At 69.6% G+C, this 21,688-nt stretch carries 17 protein-coding genes; 8 read left to right on the forward strand and 9 right to left on the reverse strand.

Going from position 1 to position 21,688, the window contains the following annotated elements:
• Positions 1 to 90 precede the first annotated feature (90 nt).
• On the forward strand, positions 91 to 2,547 hold the full coding sequence (locus tag ACIHFB_RS20180; protein ID WP_400127513.1) for a DNA topoisomerase (ATP-hydrolyzing) subunit A: 2,457 nt from the start codon (positions 91 to 93) through the stop codon (positions 2,545 to 2,547).
• On the opposite strand, the gene ACIHFB_RS20185 is transcribed toward ACIHFB_RS20180, so the two are convergent.
• The 3 genes from ACIHFB_RS20185 to ACIHFB_RS20195 form a co-directional block, all read right to left on the reverse strand.
• Complete coding sequence (locus ACIHFB_RS20185) at positions 2,544 to 3,611, reverse strand: CobW family GTP-binding protein (RefSeq protein ID WP_400127514.1); 1,068 nt, start codon at positions 3,609 to 3,611, stop codon at positions 2,544 to 2,546. The genes ACIHFB_RS20180 and ACIHFB_RS20185 overlap by 4 nt on opposite strands.
• Positions 3,612 to 3,782: 171 nt before the next feature.
• Complete coding sequence (locus tag ACIHFB_RS20190; protein WP_400127515.1) at positions 3,783 to 5,954, reverse strand: ThuA domain-containing protein; 2,172 nt, start codon at positions 5,952 to 5,954, stop codon at positions 3,783 to 3,785.
• A 5-nt stretch (positions 5,955 to 5,959) separates the two neighbouring features.
• Entirely contained in the window at positions 5,960 to 8,803 is a 2,844-nt protein-coding gene (locus ACIHFB_RS20195; RefSeq protein WP_400127516.1) for a carbohydrate-binding protein, read from the reverse strand.
• Positions 8,804 to 9,484: 681 nt separating this feature from the next.
• Here ACIHFB_RS20195 and ACIHFB_RS20200 point away from each other — a divergent pair.
• From ACIHFB_RS20200 to ACIHFB_RS20210, 3 genes are all read left to right on the forward strand, one after another.
• Positions 9,485 to 10,036 carry a DUF6082 family protein gene (locus tag ACIHFB_RS20200; RefSeq protein WP_365285368.1) on the forward strand — a complete coding sequence of 184 codons (552 nt, stop codon included), beginning with the start codon at positions 9,485 to 9,487 and terminating at the stop codon, positions 10,034 to 10,036.
• A 132-nt stretch (positions 10,037 to 10,168) separates the two neighbouring features.
• Complete coding sequence (locus ACIHFB_RS20205; RefSeq protein WP_365285366.1) at positions 10,169 to 10,405, forward strand: hypothetical protein; 237 nt, start codon at positions 10,169 to 10,171, stop codon at positions 10,403 to 10,405.
• Between the two features lie 296 nt (positions 10,406 to 10,701).
• A complete protein-coding gene (locus ACIHFB_RS20210; RefSeq protein WP_400127517.1) occupies positions 10,702 to 10,935 on the forward strand; it encodes a hypothetical protein in 234 nt (77 codons plus the stop codon).
• A gap of 86 nt (positions 10,936 to 11,021) precedes the next feature.
• Here the strand turns inward: ACIHFB_RS20210 and ACIHFB_RS20215 are convergent, their stop codons facing one another.
• The gene (locus ACIHFB_RS20215) at positions 11,022 to 12,185 is read right to left on the reverse strand and encodes a citrate synthase/methylcitrate synthase (RefSeq protein ID WP_400127518.1); all 1,164 of its coding nucleotides are present in this window, start codon (positions 12,183 to 12,185) and stop codon (positions 11,022 to 11,024) included.
• Between the two features lie 110 nt (positions 12,186 to 12,295).
• Between ACIHFB_RS20215 and ACIHFB_RS20220 the strand changes: the two genes are divergently transcribed.
• The 4 genes from ACIHFB_RS20220 (at position 12,296) to ACIHFB_RS20235 (ending at position 16,989) form a co-directional block, all read left to right on the forward strand.
• The gene (locus ACIHFB_RS20220) at positions 12,296 to 13,552 is read left to right on the forward strand and encodes a citrate synthase (protein ID WP_365285360.1); all 1,257 of its coding nucleotides are present in this window, start codon (positions 12,296 to 12,298) and stop codon (positions 13,550 to 13,552) included.
• A 53-nt stretch (positions 13,553 to 13,605) separates the two neighbouring features.
• The gene (locus ACIHFB_RS20225; RefSeq protein ID WP_365285358.1) at positions 13,606 to 14,547 is read left to right on the forward strand and encodes a sucrase ferredoxin; all 942 of its coding nucleotides are present in this window, start codon (positions 13,606 to 13,608) and stop codon (positions 14,545 to 14,547) included.
• A gap of 88 nt (positions 14,548 to 14,635) precedes the next feature.
• Positions 14,636 to 16,312, forward strand: a complete 1,677-nt coding sequence (locus ACIHFB_RS20230; RefSeq protein ID WP_400127519.1) for an ATP-binding protein — start codon at positions 14,636 to 14,638, stop codon at positions 16,310 to 16,312.
• On the forward strand, positions 16,309 to 16,989 hold the full coding sequence (locus tag ACIHFB_RS20235; protein WP_365285354.1) for a response regulator: 681 nt from the start codon (positions 16,309 to 16,311) through the stop codon (positions 16,987 to 16,989). The genes ACIHFB_RS20230 and ACIHFB_RS20235 overlap by 4 nt, the downstream gene beginning before the upstream one ends.
• Positions 16,990 to 17,073: 84 nt before the next feature.
• Here ACIHFB_RS20235 and ACIHFB_RS20240 read toward each other — a convergent pair whose 3' ends face one another.
• The 5 genes from ACIHFB_RS20240 to ACIHFB_RS20260 form a co-directional block, all read right to left on the reverse strand.
• Positions 17,074 to 18,666: a cation acetate symporter gene (locus ACIHFB_RS20240; protein ID WP_365285352.1), complete on the reverse strand. Its 1,593-nt coding sequence runs from the start codon at positions 18,664 to 18,666 to the stop codon at positions 17,074 to 17,076.
• Positions 18,663 to 19,217: a DUF485 domain-containing protein gene (locus tag ACIHFB_RS20245; RefSeq protein ID WP_365285350.1), complete on the reverse strand. Its 555-nt coding sequence runs from the start codon at positions 19,215 to 19,217 to the stop codon at positions 18,663 to 18,665. Before ACIHFB_RS20245 ends, ACIHFB_RS20240 begins: the two co-directional genes overlap by 4 nt.
• A 69-nt stretch (positions 19,218 to 19,286) precedes the next feature.
• A complete protein-coding gene (locus ACIHFB_RS20250; RefSeq protein ID WP_365285348.1) occupies positions 19,287 to 19,973 on the reverse strand; it encodes a response regulator transcription factor in 687 nt (228 codons plus the stop codon).
• Positions 19,970 to 21,121 (reverse strand): histidine kinase, encoded by a 1,152-nt coding sequence (locus tag ACIHFB_RS20255; protein WP_365285346.1) that lies wholly within the window; start codon positions 21,119 to 21,121, stop codon positions 19,970 to 19,972. The genes ACIHFB_RS20250 and ACIHFB_RS20255 overlap by 4 nt, the downstream gene beginning before the upstream one ends.
• Complete coding sequence (locus tag ACIHFB_RS20260) at positions 21,118 to 21,642, reverse strand: CcdC protein domain-containing protein (RefSeq protein WP_365285344.1); 525 nt, start codon at positions 21,640 to 21,642, stop codon at positions 21,118 to 21,120. Before ACIHFB_RS20260 ends, ACIHFB_RS20255 begins: the two co-directional genes overlap by 4 nt.
• Positions 21,643 to 21,688 lie beyond the last annotated feature (46 nt).

Genomic DNA, 21,688 nt, shown 5'->3' on the forward strand with positions numbered 1-21,688 from the left:
TCCACAATGGTCCGCATCAGATTCACTTAACGCTTCAGCAAGAGCGCGCCCCGAAGGCGAGCGACCAGGAGACAGAGGAGCCAGGCAGCGATGGCCCGCCGCAGCACGAAGACCCCGCCGCCCGACGACTCGTACGAGGAGCGGATCCTCGACATCGACGTCGTGGACGAGATGCAGGGCTCCTTCCTCGAGTACGCGTACTCGGTCATCTACTCCCGAGCCCTGCCGGACGCCCGTGACGGCCTCAAGCCGGTGCACCGCCGCATCGTCTACCAGATGAACGAGATGGGCGTCCGCCCCGACCGCGGCTATGTGAAGTGCGCCCGCGTCGTCGGCGAGGTCATGGGTAAGTTGCACCCCCATGGCGACGCGTCGATCTACGACGCCCTGGTGCGCATGGCCCAGCCCTTCTCGATGCGCGTCCCCCTCGTGGACGGCCACGGCAACTTCGGCTCGCTGGGCAACGACGACCCGCCCGCCGCCATGCGGTACACCGAGTGCCGTATGGCCGAGGCCACGGGCTTGATGACGGAGTCCATCGACGAGGACACGGTCGACTTCACTCCCAACTACGACGGCCAGGAGCAGGAGCCGGTGGCCCTGCCCGCCGCCTTCCCGAACCTGCTGGTCAACGGCGCCTCGGGCATCGCGGTCGGCATGGCCACGAACATGCCGCCGCACAACCTGCGCGAGGTGATCGCGGCGGCCCGCCACCTCATCCGGCACCCGGGCGCCGATCTCGAAGCGCTGATGCGGCACGTCCCCGGCCCCGACCTGCCCACCGGCGGCCGGATCGTCGGCCTGACCGGCATCCGGGACGCGTACGAGACGGGCCGCGGCACCTTCAAGATCCGCGCCACGGTCGCCGTGGAGGACGTGACCGCCCGCCGCAAGGGCCTCGTCATCACCGAACTGCCCTTCACGGTCGGCCCGGAGAAGGTGATCGCCAAGATCAAGGACCTGGTCGGCTCGAAGAAGCTTCAGGGCATCGCCGACGTCAAGGACCTCACCGACCGTCAGCACGGACTGCGCCTGGTCATCGAGATCAAGAACGGCTTCGTGCCGGAGGCCGTGCTGGAGCAGCTCTACAAACTGACGCCGATGGAGGAGTCCTTCGGCATCAACAACGTGGCGCTGGTCGACGGGCAGCCCCTCACGCTGGGCCTCAAGGAGCTCCTGGAGGTCTACCTCGACCACCGCTTCAACGTGGTGCGGCGCCGCAGCGAGTTCCGCCGTGGCAAGCGGCGCGACCGGCTGCACCTGGTCGAGGGTCTGCTCACCGCCCTGGTGGACATCGACGAGGTCATCCGTCTGATCCGCTCCAGCGACAACTCCGCGCAGGCCAAGCAGCGCCTGATGGAGCGGTTCTCGCTGAGCGAGATCCAGACGCAGTACATCCTCGACACGCCGCTGCGCCGCCTCACCAAGTACGACCGGATCGAGCTGGAGTCCGAGAAGGACCGGCTCAAGGCGGAGATCGAGGAGCTGACCCGGATCCTCGAGTCGGACGCGGAGCTGCGCAAGTTGGTCTCCGCCGAACTGGCCGCGGTGTCCAAGAAGTTCGGCACCGACCGGCGTACGGTCCTGCTGGAGTCGGGGGGCGCCGCGGTGACCGCCGTTCCGCTCCAGGTGGCGGACGACCCGTGCCGGGTGCTGCTGTCCTCGACGGGCCTGCTGGCGCGTACGGCGAACGGCGAGCCCTTCCCGGAGGACGCCGACGCCCGGCGCACCAACCATGACGTGATCGTCTCGGCGGTGCCGGCCACGGCCCGTGGTGAGATCGGCGCGGTCACCTCGGCCGGCCGGCTGCTGCGGATCAACGTGATCGATCTGCCGCAGCTCCCGGACACGGCGTCCGCGCCCAACCTCGCGGGCGGCGCCCCGCTGACCGAGTTCGTCTCCCTGGAGGACGACGAGACGCTGGTGTGCCTGGCCACGCTCGACGAGTCGTCCCCGGGCTTGGCTCTCGGCACCGAGCAGGGCGTGGTCAAGCGGGTGGTCCCCGACTACCCGTCCAACAAGGAGGAGTTGGAGGTCATCACCCTCAAGGAGGGTGACCGGATCGTCGGCGCGGTGGAGCTGCGCACCGGCGAGGAGGACCTGGTCTTCATCACGGACGACGCACAGCTGCTGCGCTACCAGGCCTCGCAGGTCCGTCCGCAGGGCCGTCCGGCCGGCGGTATGGCGGGCATCAAGCTCACCGAGGGCGCCAAGGTCATCTCGTTCACAGCGGTCGATCCGGCGGTCGACGCGATGGTGTTCACGGTTGCCGGCTCGCGCGGCACACTGGACGACTCCGTGCAGACGACGGCCAAGCTGACGCCGTTCGACCAGTACCCGCGCAAGGGCCGAGCCACCGGCGGTGTGCGCTGCCAGCGGTTCCTCAAGGGCGAGGACTGTCTGTCCCTGGCCTGGGCAGGTCCGGTCCCGGCGCGGGCCGCGCAGAAGAACGGCACGCCGGTCGACCTCCCGGAGATCGACCCGCGCCGGGACGGCTCGGGCGTGTCCCTGCCGAAGACCGTGTCGGTGGTGGCCGGGCCGGTCTAGAGTCCGGGCTCCGCGAGATCCCCTTCGGGGTCCTGTACGTAGCGCAGGACGCCCCACATGCCGTGCTCGTCGGCGTGTGGGGCGTCGTCCTTGCACGCCTCCAACTCCTTGCGCAGCGCGGGGACGTCGATGCCGGCGCCGATGAGCACGAGCTGGGTCACGCGTGCTTCGGTGCCCGCCCAGGATTCCGGATAGAAGCGGAGGAACCGTCCGACAGCGTGGACGGCGTACCGGTTGTTCGTGTCGTGGGGGCCGAAGTCGACGTACCCCTTGATCCGGTACAGCCCTTCGGGCCGGCTGTCGAGGAACTCCATCATCCGGCGTGGATTCAGGGGAACTTCGGAGGTGAAGGACAGGCTGTCGTAGGCCGAGTGCAGATGGGCGGCATGGTCGGCGCCGCCATGGTCGTGCAGGTCGTCGAAGGAGAGCTGCCCGATGCGCTCGCCCGCGGGACGGCAGTCGAAGAGGAACTCCGGGTCGATGCGCCCGTAGGAGGCCGGGACGACGGCGGCGCTCTCGACGAGGGACCGGACGAGCCCGAGGACCCGCTCCCCGTCGGGCGCCCGGTCGACCTTGTTGACGACGACCAGGTCGGCGAGGGCGAGATGGCGGTCGATCTCGGGGTGCTTCGCGCGCGTGTCGTCGAACTCGACGGCGTCGACGACCTCGATCAGCCCGCCGTACACGATCCCCGGATGCTCACTGGCGAGCACCATCCGCACGAGCTCCTGCGGCTCGGCCAGACCGCTGGCCTCGATGACGATGACGTCGATACCGGCGGAGGGCCTGGCGAGCCGGTCGAGGTAGAGGTCGAGTTCGCTCACGTCCACGGCGCAGCACAGACACCCGTTGCCCAGGGACACGGTGGAGTCGCCGAGCGCGCCGGCCACGGCCATCGCGTCGATCTCGACGGCGCCGAAGTCATTGACGATGGCACCGATACGGCTGCCGCCGCTGCGGTGGAGCAGATGGTTGAGCAGCGTCGTCTTGCCGGAGCCCAGGAATCCGGCGAGAACGACGACCGGGATGTTGTGCGGGATCTGCGGACTCGGCGTGTGACCCAACGTGCGACCTCTTCAGGGAGCTGTACAAATCCAGGGAGCGGTACAAAGATGCGCCGCCCAGGATACGAGCCCGTGAAATCCGCGGACGCCTCCATCGATGTCGCGTCGCAGGTCGAAGGGCGCCCGGTCCGGCGTGTGCGGACCGGACGCCCTGGTGGACGGGGGCGGCCGTCAGTCGCTCAGGGCCGCCTGAGCGGCCTGGAAGCGGCTCACCCAGTACGCGGTGCGGTCCAGGTAGGCCGTCTGGGCGGCCTCGCCCGTCTTGCCGTAGGCACCCTCGTAGGTGAGGTAGCCGTGGCCGGCGGGCGGGGTGGAGTCGGCCGGTTCGATCGAACTGCCCTCGTGCCACTCGTTGAAGGAGGTCACCGACACCCAGGTCGGTGAGCCGCCGATCGCGGGATCGAGGGCGTTGTTCCACTGCCTGTCGTAGGCGGCGCCGTTCGCGCGGTCCACGGTGGGTGTCGTGTTGCCCGGCACGGCGCGGTCGTCGAGGTAGCCGGGGGCGACGGACGGGGACCAGATGAGGTTGTTCGCGCGGGCGTAGTCCCCGGCCTGCTTCCAGCCCGGGGCGGTGGCGCCGGCGATGCCGTCGTAGGTGTACAGGCCGGAGAAGTGCGCGATCTTCGTGGTGTCGGTGGTCTGGGCGAGCACGATGCTGCTGCCCATGACCTGGTCCAACGGCGCCCATTCGGTGATGTCCAGGCTCTGGAAGACGTAGAAGGCGCTCTTCCCGCCGTGGTCGGCGGACCGGTAGAAGGCCGGATGGCTGCCGTAGGTGTTGTTGATGTACTTGATGTCGGCGACCGTCGAGGAGGCGGTTCGTCCGGAGTACGGCTCCAGGTGCCAGGCCACCTTGACGCCCTCCTTCTGGGCGGCGTCGAGGACTCCCTGGACGAGCCTGTCCTCGTAACTGCCCTGTCCCCACCAGCTGTAGACGATGACGCCGGCCCCGGACTGCGCGACCCACTTCATGTGCTGGGCCACCGCTCCGGCGAAGTCACCGGAGTCGTACGGGCCGAGCGCCGGGTAGAGGTCGGCGCCGATGTCGTCGGGCGGGGTGCGGTTGCCCTGCTGCCAGTGGCGCCAGCTGCCGTTGACCGTGGGGCTGCCGTACCAGGGGTAGTAGAAGAGGTGGACGTCCTGCGACGGCGTGACCTCACTCGGGGTGGCGGTGAGGGTGAAGGTGTCGATGTCGAAGAGGGAGCCGGAGCCGCCGGTGAAACGCAGGAACAGCGGCCCCGAAGCGGCAGCGGTCAACGCCGTGTTCACCGTCGTGAACGTCTCCCAACCACCGGTGACCGGCACACTCACCGAACCGAGCAACGTACCCGTCGCCGAACCCGAACGAACCTCGATCGTGCCGCCCGCACCCGCCGACGACACCTTCGCCGAGAACGACGTGGCACCCGCCGTCGACACCGACGAATAACCCGCCCAGTCACCGTTCTCGATATAACCCAGCGTGTTCCCACCACTGGCCGCCGCATGGGCAGCTATCTGGACCCCCGACCCCGACGTGTACGACTCGGCCTCCACCTGGCCGGTGCCCGCGGGTGGGGCGCAGTTGCCGGGTGCCTGTCCGGCCGCGTACCGCACACCGCCGAGCAGCAGGGAGCGGAAGGCCGGGTCGCTGTAGGACTCGATGGTGTGGCCGAGCCCGGTGTAGAAGGAGCGGCCCTGGCCCTGGCTGTGGCACCAGGTGATGGGGTGGTCCCCGCCCATCTCCCCACCGCTGTAGGTGGATTCGTCCAGGCTCTGCAGCACGTGGACCCTGGAGCGGGGGTTGGTCTGGTAGTTGTACCACTCGTCGGTGCGCGTCCAGGTCGCGCCCAGGTGCGCGGTCGCCGGGTGGGTCCGGTCCTCGTTCTTGACGACGGCCTGCTGGATCGCGGGGTGGCTCTTGAACCAGGCGCCCACCAGCTGCCCGTAGTACGGCCAGCTGTACTCGGTGTCGGCGGCCGCGTGCACGCCGAGGTATCCGCCGCCGTTGTCGACGTACGACTGGAGGGCGGTCTGCTGGCTGTCGTTCAGGACGTCACCGGTGGTGTTGAGGAACACCACCGTCTCGTACGTGGCGAGGTTCGCGGCGGTGAAGACGCCCGCGTCCTCGGTGGCTGTGACAGCGAAGTCGTTCTGCTGACCCAGCGTCTGCAGGGCGCTGATGCCGGCCGGGATCGCGTCGTGCCGGAATCCGGCGGTCTTGGAGAACACCAGGACGTCGTAGGACGCGGCCTGCTGCTCGGGGGCGGCCTCCGCCGCCTGGATCGGTGCGGCGAGTCCGCAGGTCAGTGCCAGCGCCACAGCAGCCGGCGCGCGGCGCAGCCGTCGGAGCAGAGTTCTCATGGTCCTCAGCCCTTTCGTGCCGTGGCGGTGAGTGTGAAGGTGTCGATGTCGAAGAGGGAGCCCGAACCGCCGGTGAAACGCAGGAACAACGGCCCGGAAGCGGCAGCGGTCAACGCCGTGTTCACCGTCGTGAACGTCTCCCAGCCACCGGTCACCGGCACACTCACCGAACCGAGCAACGTACCCGTCGCCGAACCCGAACGAACCTCGATCGTCCCGCCCGCACCCGCCGACGACACCTTCGCCGAGAACGACGTGGCACCCGCCGTCGACACCGACGAATAACCCGCCCAGTCACCGTTCTCGATATAACCCAGCGTGTTCCCACCACTGGCCGACGCATGGGCAGCCGCCTGGACCCCCGACCCCGATGTGTACGACTCCCCTTCGTGGGTCGCGCCGGCGGTGTCGGCCGTCGTGAAGGTGAAGGCGTCGACGTCGAAGAGGTTGCCGTTGCCGGTCGGACCGTGGAAGACGAGGAACAGCTGTGTGGCACCGGACGGCGCGCCGGTCAGGTTGGCCGTGACGTCGGTGTACGTCTCCCAGCCGCCGGTCACCGGGACCGTGGCCGTGCCGAGCAGCGTCCCGGTCGTGGACCCGGCCCGCACCTCGATGGTGCCGCCGGCGCCGGCGGAGGCGACCCTGGCGGTGAACTTCGTCGCGTTGCCCAGCGTGTAGGGCTGGAAGGAGATCCAGTCGCCGTCGTCGGTGAAGCCGACCGTGTTGCCGCCTTCGGCGGTGCCGTGACCGGCGATCTCGATGCCGGACTGGGCGCTGAAGTGCTCGGCCTGCCGGTGTCGCGGCTGGAGGGTGCGTACGGAGTGCGTGGTCAGTCCGTCGGCGTCGGTGTACTCGGCGTCGAAGACTCCGTAGAGGTTGGCGGCGCTGTCGTGTTCACCGTCCTGAGGCACGGCGATCGACCCGTTGCAGCCGTTCGCCGAGGTGATGGCGTGGGTGTGGCTGTCGTGGCCGAGCAGATAGGTGACCTTCACCTTGGAGCAGTCGACCGTGCCGTCCTCGGGGTCGCTGACCTGGACCGTGAAGGGCACGGTGTCACCGAAGGAGAACAGCTTCCCGTCGGTGGGCTGTTGCAGGGTGACGGTCGGCGCGGTGTTGCCTGCGGTGACGACCAGACTGGCCGTACCGGTGAGGCCTTCGGGGTCCTTGACGGTCAGGGTCGGGGTGTACGTCCCCTTCGTGGTGTACGTGTGGCTGGGGTTGGCCTCGGTGGAGGTGGCGCCGTCACCGAAGTTCCATGAGTACGACAGGGCCTGCCCCTCGGGGTCGGAGCTGCCCGCGGAGGAGAACTTCACGGCCAGCGGCAGTGTGCCGGAGGTCTTGTCGGCGGCCGCCTTGGCGACGGGGTTGCGGTTGCTGCCCGCGATGTACTCGATGCGGTACAGCGCCTGGTTGTTGCTTCCGGTGCCGTAGTCCAGGACGTACAGCGCCCCGTCGGGGCCGAAGTCGGTGTCCATGACCTGCGTGCCGTTCCAGGGGAAGTCCTCGATCGTCCCGTACGAGCCGTCGCTCTTGACCTCGACGGACTTGATCCACTGGCGTCCGTACTCACCGGCGAAGTAGCGGCCGTCGAGGGACTGCGGGAACTTCACCGCCGAGTTCAGGTTCGGGTCGTAGCGGTAGACCTCGCCGCCCATCGGGGACTCCGAGCCGGTGCCGAACTCGGGCGGCGAACCGTCCAGTCCGTACTTGATCCAGCTGGACTTGACCGGCGGCAGCTTGGCCTGGCCGGAGTTGCGGAAGGAGTTGTTGGCCGGGCCGCCCGCACAGTCGTACTTGGCGCCGGACGGGCCGCTGGGGAAGGTGTACTCGTTGTAGATCTCGTTGGTGGTGTTCGTGCCGGTGCAGTACGGCCAGCCGAAGTTGCCCGGTGCGGTGATGCGGTTGAACTCGACCTGGCCGCCGGGGCCGCGGCCCGCGTCGGTGGTGCCGGCATCGGGGCCGTAGTCGCCGAGGTAGACCACTCCGGTGGCCCGGTCGACGGACATCCGGAACGGGTTGCGGAAGCCCATCGCGTAGATCTCCGGCCGGGTGTTGGCGGTGCCCGCGGCGAAGAGGTTGCCGGACGGGACCGTGTACCCGCCGGCGGCGGTGGGCTTGATCCGCAGCAGTTTGCCGCGCAGGTCATTGGTGTTGCCGGAGCTGCGCTGGGCGTCGAACTGCGGGTTGCGGTCGGTGCGTTCGTCGATCGGCGCGTACCCGGCGGAGTCGAACGGGTTGGTGTCGTCGCCCGTGGTCAGATACAGGTTTCCGGCCGCGTCGAAGTCGATGTCACCGCCGACGTGGCAGCACTGTCCGCGGTCGTTGGGCACTTCGAGTACGACCTTCTCGCTCGCCAGGTCGAGGGTGTTGTCGGCCTTCAGCGTGAACCGCGACAGGTTGAGGTGGCCCTTCCAGGGCTCGAAGTCGGCGGCGGACCCGGTGACGGGGGCGTCGCCTGCCGGGGTGTTCAGCGTCGGCGAGTAGTAGGCGTAGACATACCGGTTGCCGGCGAAGCCGGGGTCGGCGGCGATTCCCTGCAAGCCCTCTTCGTCGTGTGTGTAGACGTTGAGCTTGCCGGCCACCTTGGTGTTGCCCGCCGGATCGGTGTACCGGATCGTGCCGTCGCGGGCGGTGTGCAGGACGGACCGGTCGGGCAGCACGGTCAGCGACATCGGCTCGCCCAGTTCCGCGGCACCGGTGGCGAGTTGGACCTGCTGGTAGTCGGCGGCCGGGATGTCCGCCGGGGCGTTGACCGCGGCGGCTGCCGGCGGGGCGGCCGCCGCCGTTCCGGCCACGAGGAGCGCGAGGGCGGTGAGCCATCTGAGCCCTGCGCGAAGGCGCTGAGACATGAAGGGGCTTTCCTTCCTGACGGTGGGGGATGTCAGGCAAGGCGCGCGCCGGCCGCGCTTGCCGCGTGCTTCAGTCGTGCTTCAGTCGCGAATCAGCCGTGCTTTTGCCGTGCTTCTGCCGTGCTTCGGGGACTTGCGGGCGCTTCGAGGGGTGCGGAAGCGGGGTTCTTGCGATATTTGAGAGCAGAATTGCGAGCTTCTGCGGGCGAGTTGCATGCTGACGAGACCCGACCAATTTGTCAAGAGCCTGACAAAACTGCCCAGGTCACCGTGTGCGGGGTATCGAACGGCCGCATTCGTTCAGGAACGGCGCCGGGACGACACAACGGGGTCCGGTGAACCACAGCGGCCCGGGACCACGGTGCGCCCTCCCGCACGCCGACGCGCACACCGGCTCAGGACCCCGGCACCCGCCCGAACGCGGAATGCCGAACCATGATGCCGACCACAGGAATCGCGGTGAAGTGAACGATTGTTAGCAGCATTTGGGGGGCAGACGTTGGGCAAGGCGCCGGAGTGTGCGACCCTCGCTTCCCTCCATGCGCCTCCTCTCCGCCTCCCCGCCGACCAGAGCCGCTCGGCACCCTGGAGGCGGCAAGCGCCGCCCATCGCTCGCCGGTCCCCATCAGTCGACCCGCACCCGACGACCGGCGGACGGCCGCCTGATTCGGGGGTTTTGGCATGACCACATGGAAAATCACCGCGGTGGGTCTGGTCTCCGCTGCTTCCGGTCTGATACTCGCCACCGCGGGGACGATGCTGGCCGCACACCAGCGACGCCTCGAAGCGGAGCAGCTTCAGGTCAGGCGCCTGGAACTCGACGAACTCGCCTCTCGGCGCAGCGCCCTGGCTCACCAGCAGCGCATGCATTGGGAGTTGTTGTCGAGGGCGATCGACGACCCTTCGCTGGCCGCTGTGATCGACACCTATGCCCCGGACATTCCGGCGGAGAGGCGGCGACAGTACTTCTATGCCAATGCCTGGTACGTCAACCTCTACCACCTCTATCGGGCAGGGATCCTGGACGAGAAGGCGTTCTACGGGCATGCACGCGAGCTCTTCCAGAACCCCCTGATGCGTGAGTACTGGGAGGCCTCGAAGGGTCAACGAGCGACCTTGAAGGACTCGTCCGACGAGGCCCGGCTCGGGCGCATGGTCGACGATCTGATCAAGGACCTCGACGAGGCTGACACGGACGAGTGGTGGGTGGTGGGCAACCCACCACCAGCTTGATCATCCATGTCACCGGGCAAAGCCGGTCAACGCACCGACACGAGCCGAGTGACTTTTCCCGCACCTCCCCAGGAACACCAGTAACGTGCTGCCGACCACCCGCCCAGAACCTTCGTAAGGATCGGTAGTCCCTTGAAGATCGTGCGCCGCATCGGTGTGCCCCCAACTGCCCGCGGCAGCGCCTCAGGCGCCAACTGCCCGGACCTGTTCGAGCTGAGTGACGGCAACTTTGCCGTGATCGGCACCGAGGCCACCGAAACGCTTGAGCGTGAGCTACCCGCCGACGCCTCCCGCGCCGACTACGAACGCATCGTGGTCATCAGCCGCGAGACACTCATTCGCGCGAAGAGCGACATCCCCGACGCATAGCAGAAGCGTCCCGGATCCGCTGCGCACCCCGCACGGATCGGGGCACGCCGTGGACGTGCGGCCAACAGCCATCATCTCCACGGAAGACTTCATCCGCGGGCCACGACAACTGAGTCGGGCGGTTCGCTCCCACTGCGGCACAACCCACCTGGATGCCGCAGCGCAGTTCCCCACGGCACACAAGGGGAGCCCCCTTGAATCGCGGCACTCGATGACTTTGGCGAGCGACGAGTAGCGCGCAGAGGGCCCCCCGTAGTCGGGCCGAACCACCAAGAACTCACAGTTCAGGAGCAGGCATGTCCAACCCGACGCCGCACGACGGTACCGCAGGCCGGCCACCGGAGCAGCGATCACCGACGCCGATCTTTCATCTGCTGCCCGGCATCGTCGCCCTGCTCGCGGCCATCGGCATCATCCTGCTGATCGTCACAGGCCAGACAGAGCACGTCACCTCGGTGGCGGCTTTCGGTGGCAGCGTGTTCGTCGGGGATGCCGCGGCCACCGTGACCATCAACGTGTTCCGCAGGTAGATCCCACCCGATCAGGTTGACGGCCGCCTGACGGTCGGCGGCAGACCCGGGCCCGGCGTCCCCCCGACGCCGGGCCCTCACGCACGTCAGGCCGCCTTCGGCACCGCCGTCGGCGCCTCCGGCCCCACATACCGCGCCACCGGCCGAATGATCTTCGAGTCCTCCGCCTGTTCCAGGATGTTGGCGCTCCAGCCCACCACCCGTGCCGCCGCGAACGTCGGCGTGAACATCTCGCGGGGCAGACCGCAGATTTCCATCACCACACCCGCGTAGAACTCGACGTTCGTGTGGAGTTCGCGCCCCGGCTTCAGCTCGGCGAGGATCGCCTCGACTCGGCGCTCGACCTCGACGGCGAAGTCGACACGCGGGCCGCCGAAGCGCTGGGCGATCTCGCGGAGCATCCGGGATCGGGGGTCCTCCGTGCGGTAGATCGGGTGCCCGAAGCCCATGATGCGGTCGCCGGCAAGGACGCGCTCGCGGATCCAGGAGTCGATGTGTTCGGGCGTGCCGATGGCGTCCAGGGTGTCGAGCGCACGGCTGGGCGCCCCGCCGTGCAGCGGGCCGGACAACGCGCCCACGGCTCCCACGAGGCAGGCGGCCACATCCGCTCCCGTTGATGTGATGACGCGCGCCGTAAAGGTTGACGCATTGAAGCCGTGATCAATGGTTGAGATCAAGTAATGCTCGATCGCCCGCGTCCGCTGCGGGTCCTCCGAACCCGTCAGCATGTAGAGGTAGTTGGCCGCGTACGAGAGGTCCTCGCGCGGCTCCACCGGCTCGAGCCCCTGCCCCAGCCGGTACAGCGCGGTCAGCAGCGTCGGTACGGCGGCGGCCGCGAGGAGGGTGTCCTGGCGACGCCGGTCCGCGTCGATGTCGTACACCGGCCGGAAGCCCTTGACCGCCCCCAGCAGCGACAGTGCCGTACGCATCCCGGCGAGCGGCCCGGACCGTGCGCTCGCCGCCGCGATGGCGGGCAGCACCGCACGCACCTCGTCGGGCAGCCGGCGCAGGGCAGCGGTCTCTGCGCCGAACGCGGCAGCGCGCTCGGCATCGGGGATCTCACCGTGGACCAGGAGATACCAGACGTCCTCGAAGCTCCGGGTCTGCGCGAGCTCGACGGCCGAGTACTGGCGGTAGTGGTAGAAGCCCTCGAGCCCCCGGACGTCGCCGATCTCGGTGTCGGTCACGACGACACCGGCGAGCCCCCGGGGTACGTCGACAAGAGCGGCTGCGGACCTGTTGACGAGCATGATTTCCTCCCTGAACTTGATCTGACTGTCCACTCTTGACTCAACCTCTGTCAATATTGATTGAATCAACCTCCGATCCATGGTTCTGCGATACGGATACGGTGACCTCCATGCGCGATCAAGAACCCGTCCCCAGTCGCTCCGAACGGCGGCTGAGCACCAAGGAGGCCGCGGAGCTGCTGGGCGTGAAGCCCGAGACCGTGTACGCCTACGTGAGCCGCGGTCAGCTCAGCAGCCGACGGGTGCCGGGCAGCCGGAGCAGCACCTTCGACGCGAAGGAGGTCGAGGCTCTCGCACGGCGCAACAGAAGGGCGGGCGGCGGGAGTTCGGCGTCGGGCGGCGAGCTGTCCGTGCGCACTCGCATCACGCTCATCGACACGGACCGGTACTACTACCGGGGCGTCGACGCGACGGAGCTGACTGCACGCCACTCCTACGAAGAGGTCGCCGAGTGGCTGTGGACCGGGCGGATGCGCCACGGCACCGCGTTCACCGCCCCCGAGGCATCCGTCGCCGTCGCCCGCCGCGCCGTCGCCGCCCTGCCCGAACACACCGACCCGACCGACCGGTTGCGGGTCGCAGCGATCGCCGCCGCGACGGCGGATCCGCTGCGCTTCGACCTGTCCGATGAGGCCGTGCTCGGCACCGCCCGCATCCTCATCCCCACGCTCGTCGCCGCGCTGCCGCCGATCCACCCCGGTCACCGCGACGAGGGCCCGCTGGCCCACCGGCTGTGGGCGCGGCTGAGCGGACGGCAGGCCGACGAGGCCTCGCTGCGCGTCCTGGACACCGCGCTCGGGCTGCTCGTCGACCACGACCTGGCCGCTTCCACGCTCGCGGTGCGCGTCGCCGCATCGGCCCGCGCACACGCCTACGCAGCCGTCTCCGCGGGCCTCGGAGTCCTCGAGGGCCCCTTGCACGGCGCCGCGAGCGGACTCGCCCACCGGCTGCTGCTGGACGTGCTCGACCAGGGCGACGCCGGGCCCGTCATCGCGGACGAACTCCGTTCCGGACGCCGTATCGCGGGACTCGGCCACCGGCTCTACGCCGGCGAGGACCCACGCGCGCGTGCGCTGTTCGCCCTTCTCGGGGAGATCCCCAGAGCCGCTCCCGCCCTCGCCGCGGCCCGCGACATCGTGGCCACCACCGCCCGCCACACCCCGCTGCACGCCAACGTCGACCTGGCACTCGCCGTGTTCACCGCATCCAGCGGCATGCCCTCCACGGCGGGCGAGACGATCTTCGCGGTGGCCCGAACGGCGGGCTGGATCGCCCACGCCCTGGAGGAGTACGGCGAGCGCCCGCTGCGTATGCGCCCGAGCGGACTCTACGAGGGGCCGAGGCCGCCTCAACCCCTGCCCGAGTAGGGGACGAGCGGGCCGGAAGTCGCCCTGTCCCAAGTCAGGTTAGGCTCACCTCTGTGAGTACGTGTGCAAGCGTCTCTCGAGACCTCGACGAGCCCATTTCGGGAACAGCGGCGACCGCGACGACGTGGCTGCTGCTGGAACAGCCCGGTCCCTGGGGTGCCAAAGCGCTCACTTCGAGCCACCTGGATCCCGCGCTGGGCCGCGCCCTGGAGGCCGCCGCCGAGGGCACGGGCGTACGCATCGCACTCATCCGGCGCCCCGGGCGCCACGCCGACCTCGGCACCCCCACCGAGCGTCATGTGTACGCGGCTCACACCGTGCCCGGCAACGTGTGGCTGCACGGTGCCACCGTCCGCGACCCGCAATGCCTGCTCGACCTCGACTTCGCCGCGCTCGGCAGGGGCGACCACCGCAGTTTCGGTACGGCACTCGGCGGGCGCCCCCACACCGGTGATCCGCTCGCGCTCGTGTGCACCAACGGCAAGCGCGACCGCTGCTGCGCGCTCCTCGGCCGGCCTTTGGCGGCCGAGCTCGCCGCCTCCGGGGTCGAAGGAGTCTGGGAGGTCACCCATCTGGGTGGTCACCGCTTCTCGCCGACGCTGCTCGTCCTGCCGTACGGCTACGCGTACGGCAGGTCGGACGCCCACGCGGTCAAGGAGATCCTGCACGGCGTCCAGGAGGGGCGGATCGTCCTGGAGGGGTGTCGGGGCAGCTCGGCCTGGGCGCGGCCCGCTCAGGCGGCCGAGCTCGCCGTGCGCATGGCGGCGTACGAGTACGCCGCGGACGCTCTGACGGTCGTGCACACGGACGGCGCGGCACCCCGCTGGGAGGTGACCGTCGCGCACGTGGACGGGCGTCACTGGCGCGTGGTCGTGGCCCAGGGCGCGTCCCTGCCGCCCCGCGCGGAGAGCTGCGGCGCGTCGGTGCTCGGCTCACCCGCGCGAATGGACGTCGTGGCGGTGCGCGAGCTGACGCCGACGGCGCTCGCGAGCTGACCCGCGCCATCGCCTGTCCATGCGTTGATCAAGAGATCCATGCCACACCCCTACGGCTGCTGCGGCACGCCCGCGTAACGTCATGGATATGAGCTCCACTCCTCCCGCACGCCGTCTGCGGCTCGGTCTGCCGCGCCGGGTGTTCTCGCAGGTGCTGCTGATGCAGGTGGCGATCGCCGCGGGCGTCGCGGTACTCGCGACCGGGCTGTTCCTCGCGCCGCTCAGCGATCAGCTGGACGACCAGGCGATGCGCCGGGCGCTCTCGATCGCGCAGACCACCGCGGCCCAGCCGCAGCTCGCGGACGAGGTCGAGAACACTCCTCCGACGGTCGGCGGGCCGGTCCAGCGGGAGGCGGAGAAGATCCGCAAGGCCACCAGGGCCGAGTACATCGTGGTGATGGACACGCGGGGTGTGCGCTGGTCGCACACCGAGCCGGCGGAGATCGGCAGGCATGTCTCGACCGACCCCAGCGACGCGCTCGCCGGCCAGGAGGTCATGGAGATCGACGAGGGCACCCTGGGCCGCTCCGCGCGCGGCAAGGTGCCGCTGCGCGACGGCGACGGGGAGATCGTCGGGGCCGTCTCGGTCGGGATCGCCTACGACAGCGTCCGGGCCCTGCTGATCCACGCGATCCCGGAGCTGCTGGCGTACGCGGGCGGAGCCCTGGCCGTCGGTGCGCTGGCGGCCTGGTTCATCTCCCGGCGGGTCCAGCGGCAGACCCGGGACCTGGCCTTCTCCGACATCTCCGGACTGCTCGCGGAGCGTGAGGCGATGCTGCACGGCATCCGGGAGGGTGTCGTCGCCCTGGACCGCGCGGGACGTGTCCGTCTCCTCAACGACGAGGCGCAGCGCCTGCTGGGCATCGGCGAGGAGGCTGTCGGCCGCTCCCCCGACGAGGCGCTCGGCGAGGGGCGTACGGCCGATGTCCTGGCCGGGCGGGTCACGGGCACCGATCTGCTCACGGTGCGCGGCCAGCGCGTCCTGATCGCCAACCGGATGCCCACCGACGACGGCGGTGCCGTCGCCACCCTGCGCGACCGCACCGAGCTGGAGCAGCTGGGCCGGGAACTCGACTCGACGCGCGGTCTGATCGACGCCCTGCGCGCCCAGGACCACGAGCACGCCAACCGCATGCACACGCTCCTGGGACTGCTCGAACTGGAGATGTACGACGACGCCGTGGACTTCGTGGGTGAGGTCGTCGGCGATCACCGGGCGACGTCCGAACAGGTCACGGAGAAGATCGAGGATCCCTTGCTCGCCGCGCTGCTGGTCGGCAAGGCCACCGTCGCCGCGGAGCGCGCGGTCGCCCTGCGAATATCGGACCGCACGCGGCTCCCCGACCGGCTGGTCGATCCCCGTGGGCTCGTCACGGTCGTCGGCAACCTGGTCGACAACGCTCTCGACGCCGTCGCGGGCACGACGCACGCGCGCGTGGAGGTCGAATTGCGCGCCGAGGGGCGGACCGTCGTCCTCAGGGTGCGCGACACCGGCCCCGGAATCCCGGCCGAGCAGCGGGAGTTGGTCTTCACCGAGGGATGGTCCACCAAGAGGCCGCCGGCGCACGGCAAGCGCGGGATCGGACTGTCCCTGGTGCGCAGGCTGGCCGAGCGGCAGGGTGGCAGCGCGACCGTCGGCGAGGCGCACGGCGGGGGTGCGGAGTTCACCGTCATCCTGCCCGAGGCGCTGGCCCAGCCCGACCTCGAACCGGCGCTCACGGTCCCGTCGGCGCCGACGAGCGTCGCCAAGGAGGAGTCGCGATGATCGAGGTCCTGGTCGTGGACGACGACATCCGGGTCGCCCGGGTGAACGCCGCCTACGTCGAGAAGGTGCCGGGCTTCCATGTGGCCGGCGAGGCGCACAGCGCGGAGGAGGCGCTGCGCCAGGTGGAGTTGCTGCCTCGGCTGGACCTCGTCCTCCTGGACCACTATCTGCCCGACGAGACGGGTCTTGCGGTCGTCCAGGAGATGCGCCGCCGCGGCCATCAGACCGACGTGATCATGGTGACGGCGGCCCGGGACGTGACGACCGTGCAGGCGGCGATGCGGCACGGCGCGCTCCAGTACCTGGTCAAGCCGTTCGCCTTCGCGGGGCTGCGGGCCAAGCTGGAGGCGTATGCGGAGCTGCGCCGCACCCTCGACGGCGGGGGCGAGGCGGAGCAGGCCGAGGTGGACCGTATCTTCGGCGCGCTGTCGGCACAGACCGAGCCCGACCTGCCCAAAGGGCACTCCCCCACGACCGCGGAGCTCGTCCGCCGGTCCCTGATGAACGCCGACGGCCCGCTGTCGGCCCAGGAGATCGCCGAGCGGACCGGGGTGAGCCGGCAGACCGCCCAGCGCTATCTCAAGCTCCTGGAACGCACCGGACGGGCTCGCCTCACCCTCAAGTACGGCGACGCGGGCCGCCCGGAACACCGTTACGTGTGGGCGACCCGCGCCTGAGGACACGGCCCGGGTGGGGGCGGGGGAAGGGACCGTGTCGCCCTCTCATACGGATGCCGGGCGCCCCCGTCTCCGTGGCACCGCTTACACCGCTCCCGCCCCGGTCAGCGACCGCACCTCGGCCTCCGCGTGCTTGGCCTCGTCCGGTTCCTCTGCCGACGTGACGGTGCCGAGCCAGCCCGCGACGAAGCCCAGCGGGATGGAGACCAGGCCGGGGTTCTGCAACGGGAAGAACTGGAAGTCGACACCGGGGAACAGCGAGTCAGGGCTGCCCGACACCACCGGCGACAGCACCACGAGGACCAGGGCAGGGATCAGCCCGCCGTATACGGCCCATACCGCGCCGCGCGTGGTGAAGCCGCGCCAGAACAGCGAGTAGAGCAGCACCGGCAGGTTGGCCGAGGCGGCTACGGCGAAGGCGAGCCCCACCAGGAAGGCGACGTTGAGGTCGCGGGCCAGCAGGCCGAGGGCGATGGCGACCACGCCGATACCGACGGCGGCAACACGGGCGACGGCCACCTCGCTGCGCGGCTTGGCGTGCCGGCGTCGCAGGGACGCGTAGAGGTCATGGGCCACTGACGCCGAGGACGCGAGGGTGATGCCGGCGACCACCGCGAGGATCGTGGCGAACGCGACGGCGGCGACCATCGCGAACAGAACCGTTCCGCCAGTGGAGTCGGCACCGCCGCCCAGATCGAGCGCGAGCAGCGGAACCGCCGTGTTCCCGGCCGCGTTCGACCCGCGTACGGCATCCGGACCGACGATCGCTGCCGCGCCGAAGCCCAGGACGATCGTCATCAGGTAGAAGCCGCCGATGAGTCCGATCGCCCAGACCACCGAACGCCGTGCGGCTCGCGCGGTCGGCACGGTGTAGAAGCGGGACAGGATGTGCGGCAGCCCCGCCGTGCCCAGCACCAGGGCGAGTCCGAGGCTGATGAAGTCGAAACGAGCGGTCCAGTCGCCGCCGTACTTCAGCCCGGGCACCAGGAACGATTCACCATGACCACTGCGTTCCGCTGCCGTCAGCAGCAGCCTGTCGAAGTCGCCGTGGAAACGCGTCAGTACGAGCACGGTCAGCGCAATGGTGCCGCTGAGCAGCAGAACCGCCTTCACGATCTGGATCCAGGTGGTGGCCCGCATCCCGCCCAACGACACATAGATCACCATCAGCGCGCCGACACCGATGACCGTCCAGGCCTGCGCCGCCTCGCTGGTGCCGCCCAGCAGCAGTGCGACCAGACTGCCCGCACCGACCATCTGCGCCACCAGATACAGAACGGACACGGTGACCGAGGAGGTTCCCGCCGCGATCCGCACCGGCCGCTCGCTCATCCGCGCCGCGACCACGTCGGCGAGCGTGAACCTCCCGCAGTTGCGGACCAGTTCGGCGACGAGAAACAGCACCACGAGCCAGGCCACCAGGAAGCCCACCGAGTAGAGCATCCCGTCGTAGCCGTAGAGGGCGATGAGCCCGGAGATGCCGAGGAAGGAAGCGGCCGACATGTAGTCGCCCGCGATGGCAAAACCATTCTCCATCGGAGAAAAGAGCCGCCCGCCCGCGTAGAACTCCTCCGCCGAACCGTGCCGTTTGCCGCTCACCCACGTCGTGATGCCCAAGGTGACGGCGACGAACGCGCTGAACAGGAGCAGCGCAAGCGTCTGATGGTTGTCCGTCACGAAGCACCGCCTCGGGCGCCGCGCGTCAGTTCCTGGGTGTCCCAGCGCAGTTCGAGCGCGGCCCGGTCCCTGCGCAGCCGCGCATGCCGGACGTACGCCCAGGTGAGCACAAACGTGGTGAGGAACTGCCCCAGCCCTGCGACCATCGCCACGTTCACCGCGCCCGCCACGGGCCGGGCCATCAGCCCCGGAGCGGTCGTGGCCGTCACGACGTACCCCACATACCAGGCGAAGAATCCGGCGAACGCCGGTATCACGAACCGCCGGTACCGACTGCGCACCTCCTGGAAGGCCGCACTCCGCTGCACCTCGAGGTACACATCGGCCGCCGCCTTCCGCTCACGCTCCTCACGCGTGGGCGGAACTGCGGAAACGGGTACGTCGGCACCGCCCGACTCACCCCAGCCGGAGGCGAGCGCGTCGTACCAGGGATCGTCGTACCGCACGCTTCCGGGCGTCTGGGAGAAGTCCGCTGCACGACCGTCGTACCGCTCGGCCGTACTCTCGGGTCCACCCCCGCCTTCACCGGGGCGACCGTTGCTTGAGTGCATGCCCAAGGATGGACAGAACGGGAAGATCCCCGACTCTTCTTCCCTCCGCTCTTCACCCCATCAGGTGACTCACCCCGCCGGCGGCCTCGCCAGCCCTTTCGTAAACGCGTAACGCACCGCCTGGGCCCGGTCCGAGAGCCCCGTCTTGGCGAATATGTTGTTGATATGGGTCTTCACCGTGGCGATGGAGACATGCAACTTCCGGGCGATCTCCTGGTTGTTGAGTCCTTCGGCGATCAGTCCCAGGACCTCTGTCTCCCGAGCGGTGAGCCCGTCCGGCGGCTCCGCCGGTGCCGCCGCCGGCTTCGGTTCCGGTTCCGACAGTCGCTCCAGCAACCGCCGTTGAATGCTCGGCGACAGTCCCGCGTCCCCGGACAGCACGCTGCGCACCGCCCGTACGATCTCGTCACCGCCCGCGTCCTTGGTGAGGTAGCCGCGCGCTCCCGCTCTCAGCGCCGGAAACATCGACTCGTCGTCCGCGTAGGTGGTGAGCACCACGACCTGCGTCCCGGGATACTCCTTCCTGATCCGTCGGGTCGCCTCCACCCCGTCGCAGCGCGGCATGCGCAGGTCCATCAGGACCACGTCCGGGGCGAGTTCGGCGACGAGCCTCACAGCCTCCTCCCCGTCTCCCGCCGCGCCGACGACCTCGATCCCGGGGAGCAGCCCCAACAGCATCACGATGCCCTCACGGACGACGGTCTGGTCGTCCGCGACCACCACCCGCGCGGGCCCGACCTCCGTCTCCTCCGTCATACGGGCACCTTCAGCGTCACCACGAACCCCTCCTTGTCCGGCCCGGCCTGCAGCGAGCCGCCCAGCAGTTCGGCACGCTCCCGCATGCCGAGCAGACCGTACCCGGCACCGGAGCCGGCGAGCTCGCCTGCCGAGCCACCCGAATCCCTTACGTCCAGCATGACTTGGTGTTCGCCGTACTCCAGCCGCACCTGCACCTTGGCGCCCGGGGCGTGCTTGCGCACGTTCGTCAGCGCTTCCTGCGCGACCCTCCGAACGGCCTGTGACGCCTCGGCCGGCAGAGGTCTGTGCTCACCCGCAATGGTGACCTCGGCCCCGGCGTTCGTGTCCACCAGCTGAGCCAGGAAGTCCTCCAGCGGCGTCAGTTCGCCGCGCAGCGCCGAGAGGGCCTGCCGGGTCTCCTCGAGTCCGTCGCGGGCCATCCCTCGTGCCGCGACCACGCGTTCAAGGATCTGGTCCCGGCCGGCGTTCCGCTCGATCAGCAGCCGGGCCGCCTCCAGGTGCACGAGCTGCGCCGAGAGGCTGTGCGCCAGCACATCATGGATCTCCCGGGCAATACGGGCCCGCTCCCCGAGCGCCGCCGACTCGGCTTCGGCCGCCAGCGCCGCCCGCTCCTGGGCGAGCAGCCGCTCGGCGCTGCCCCGGGCCTCGGCGTCGAGCCGCAGAACGTAGCCGACGAGCGCGAGCCCCGCTGCCGTGGCCGCGCTGTTCAGCCAGGGATCGTCGTTGAAAGCGGCATACGACGCGAGGCCGGCCGAGGCCATCGGCAGCGCGGCCGCGAGCGGCAGCCGCTCCAGTGCGATCACGGCGCAGCCGCACCAGATGACGAGGGCGGGGACTCTGAACCCAACGGCCTGGGCGGCGAGGGCAATCCCGAGGAGCACCGTGACGAGCGCCAGGGACGACCAGAGCCGGTGCTCGAACGTCGTTCGATGGAAGGCCCAGGTGACGAAGGCTGCAACCAGCACACCGGCCGTGGCCCCGACCGCACCCCAGCCATGGACCACGCTGCTGGTGGAGGCGCCCCACAGCACAATGGCGAGCACCACGAGCCGCACGGCCGAGGTGAACAGTCGACGGGGGCGGGTGCGTTCCTTGCGGCCGAGCGCTTCCCGGGAAGGCCACCTTGTCCAGGCGTTCTCCGTCACACACGTTCCTTCCACGCGGGCCGGGACATGTCGTCACCGTACGCCGGGCTCCGCTCGGGGGCCGAGTGCAGGGACTGAACGCGCCAGGCGAGGATTCCCCCGCGGACCAGCAGCGTGATCGCCAGGGCGAGCAGCAGGGCGGACGTGTCCTGCTTCACCCCCAGCACCGCGCCCAGGCCGAAGAGCGCGGCGCGCAGGGCGATACCGGCGACCCAGACGGCCGCACTCGCCTTGGTGCCCTTGCTCCACACCATGCCGTCCGACTCCACCCATATGCGGGTGGTCCACGCCCACGCTGCTCCCATGGCGAGGCCGATGACAAGTTCGGCGCCGAGCAGAAGCACCGACTCGGTGCGGTGGTCGGTGTCGATCATGGCGGAGTCGCGCAGCGCGATGACGGCCAGGATCACAGGGACCAGCCACCAGCGCTTCTCCGTGTCGATCCTGCTTGCGCGGAACTGGCGCACGATCACCAGAGCGGCAACGGCCACTATCACCAACGCGTCGACAAGCCCGGGCATCGAAGCCTCCGTGAGCGAAGAAGGACTGTGCCGACAGCGAGTGCTG

Origin of the sequence: Streptomyces sp. NPDC051963, from assembly GCF_044593495.1 — a bacterium.
Taxonomy (GTDB): domain Bacteria; phylum Actinomycetota; class Actinomycetes; order Streptomycetales; family Streptomycetaceae; genus Streptomyces.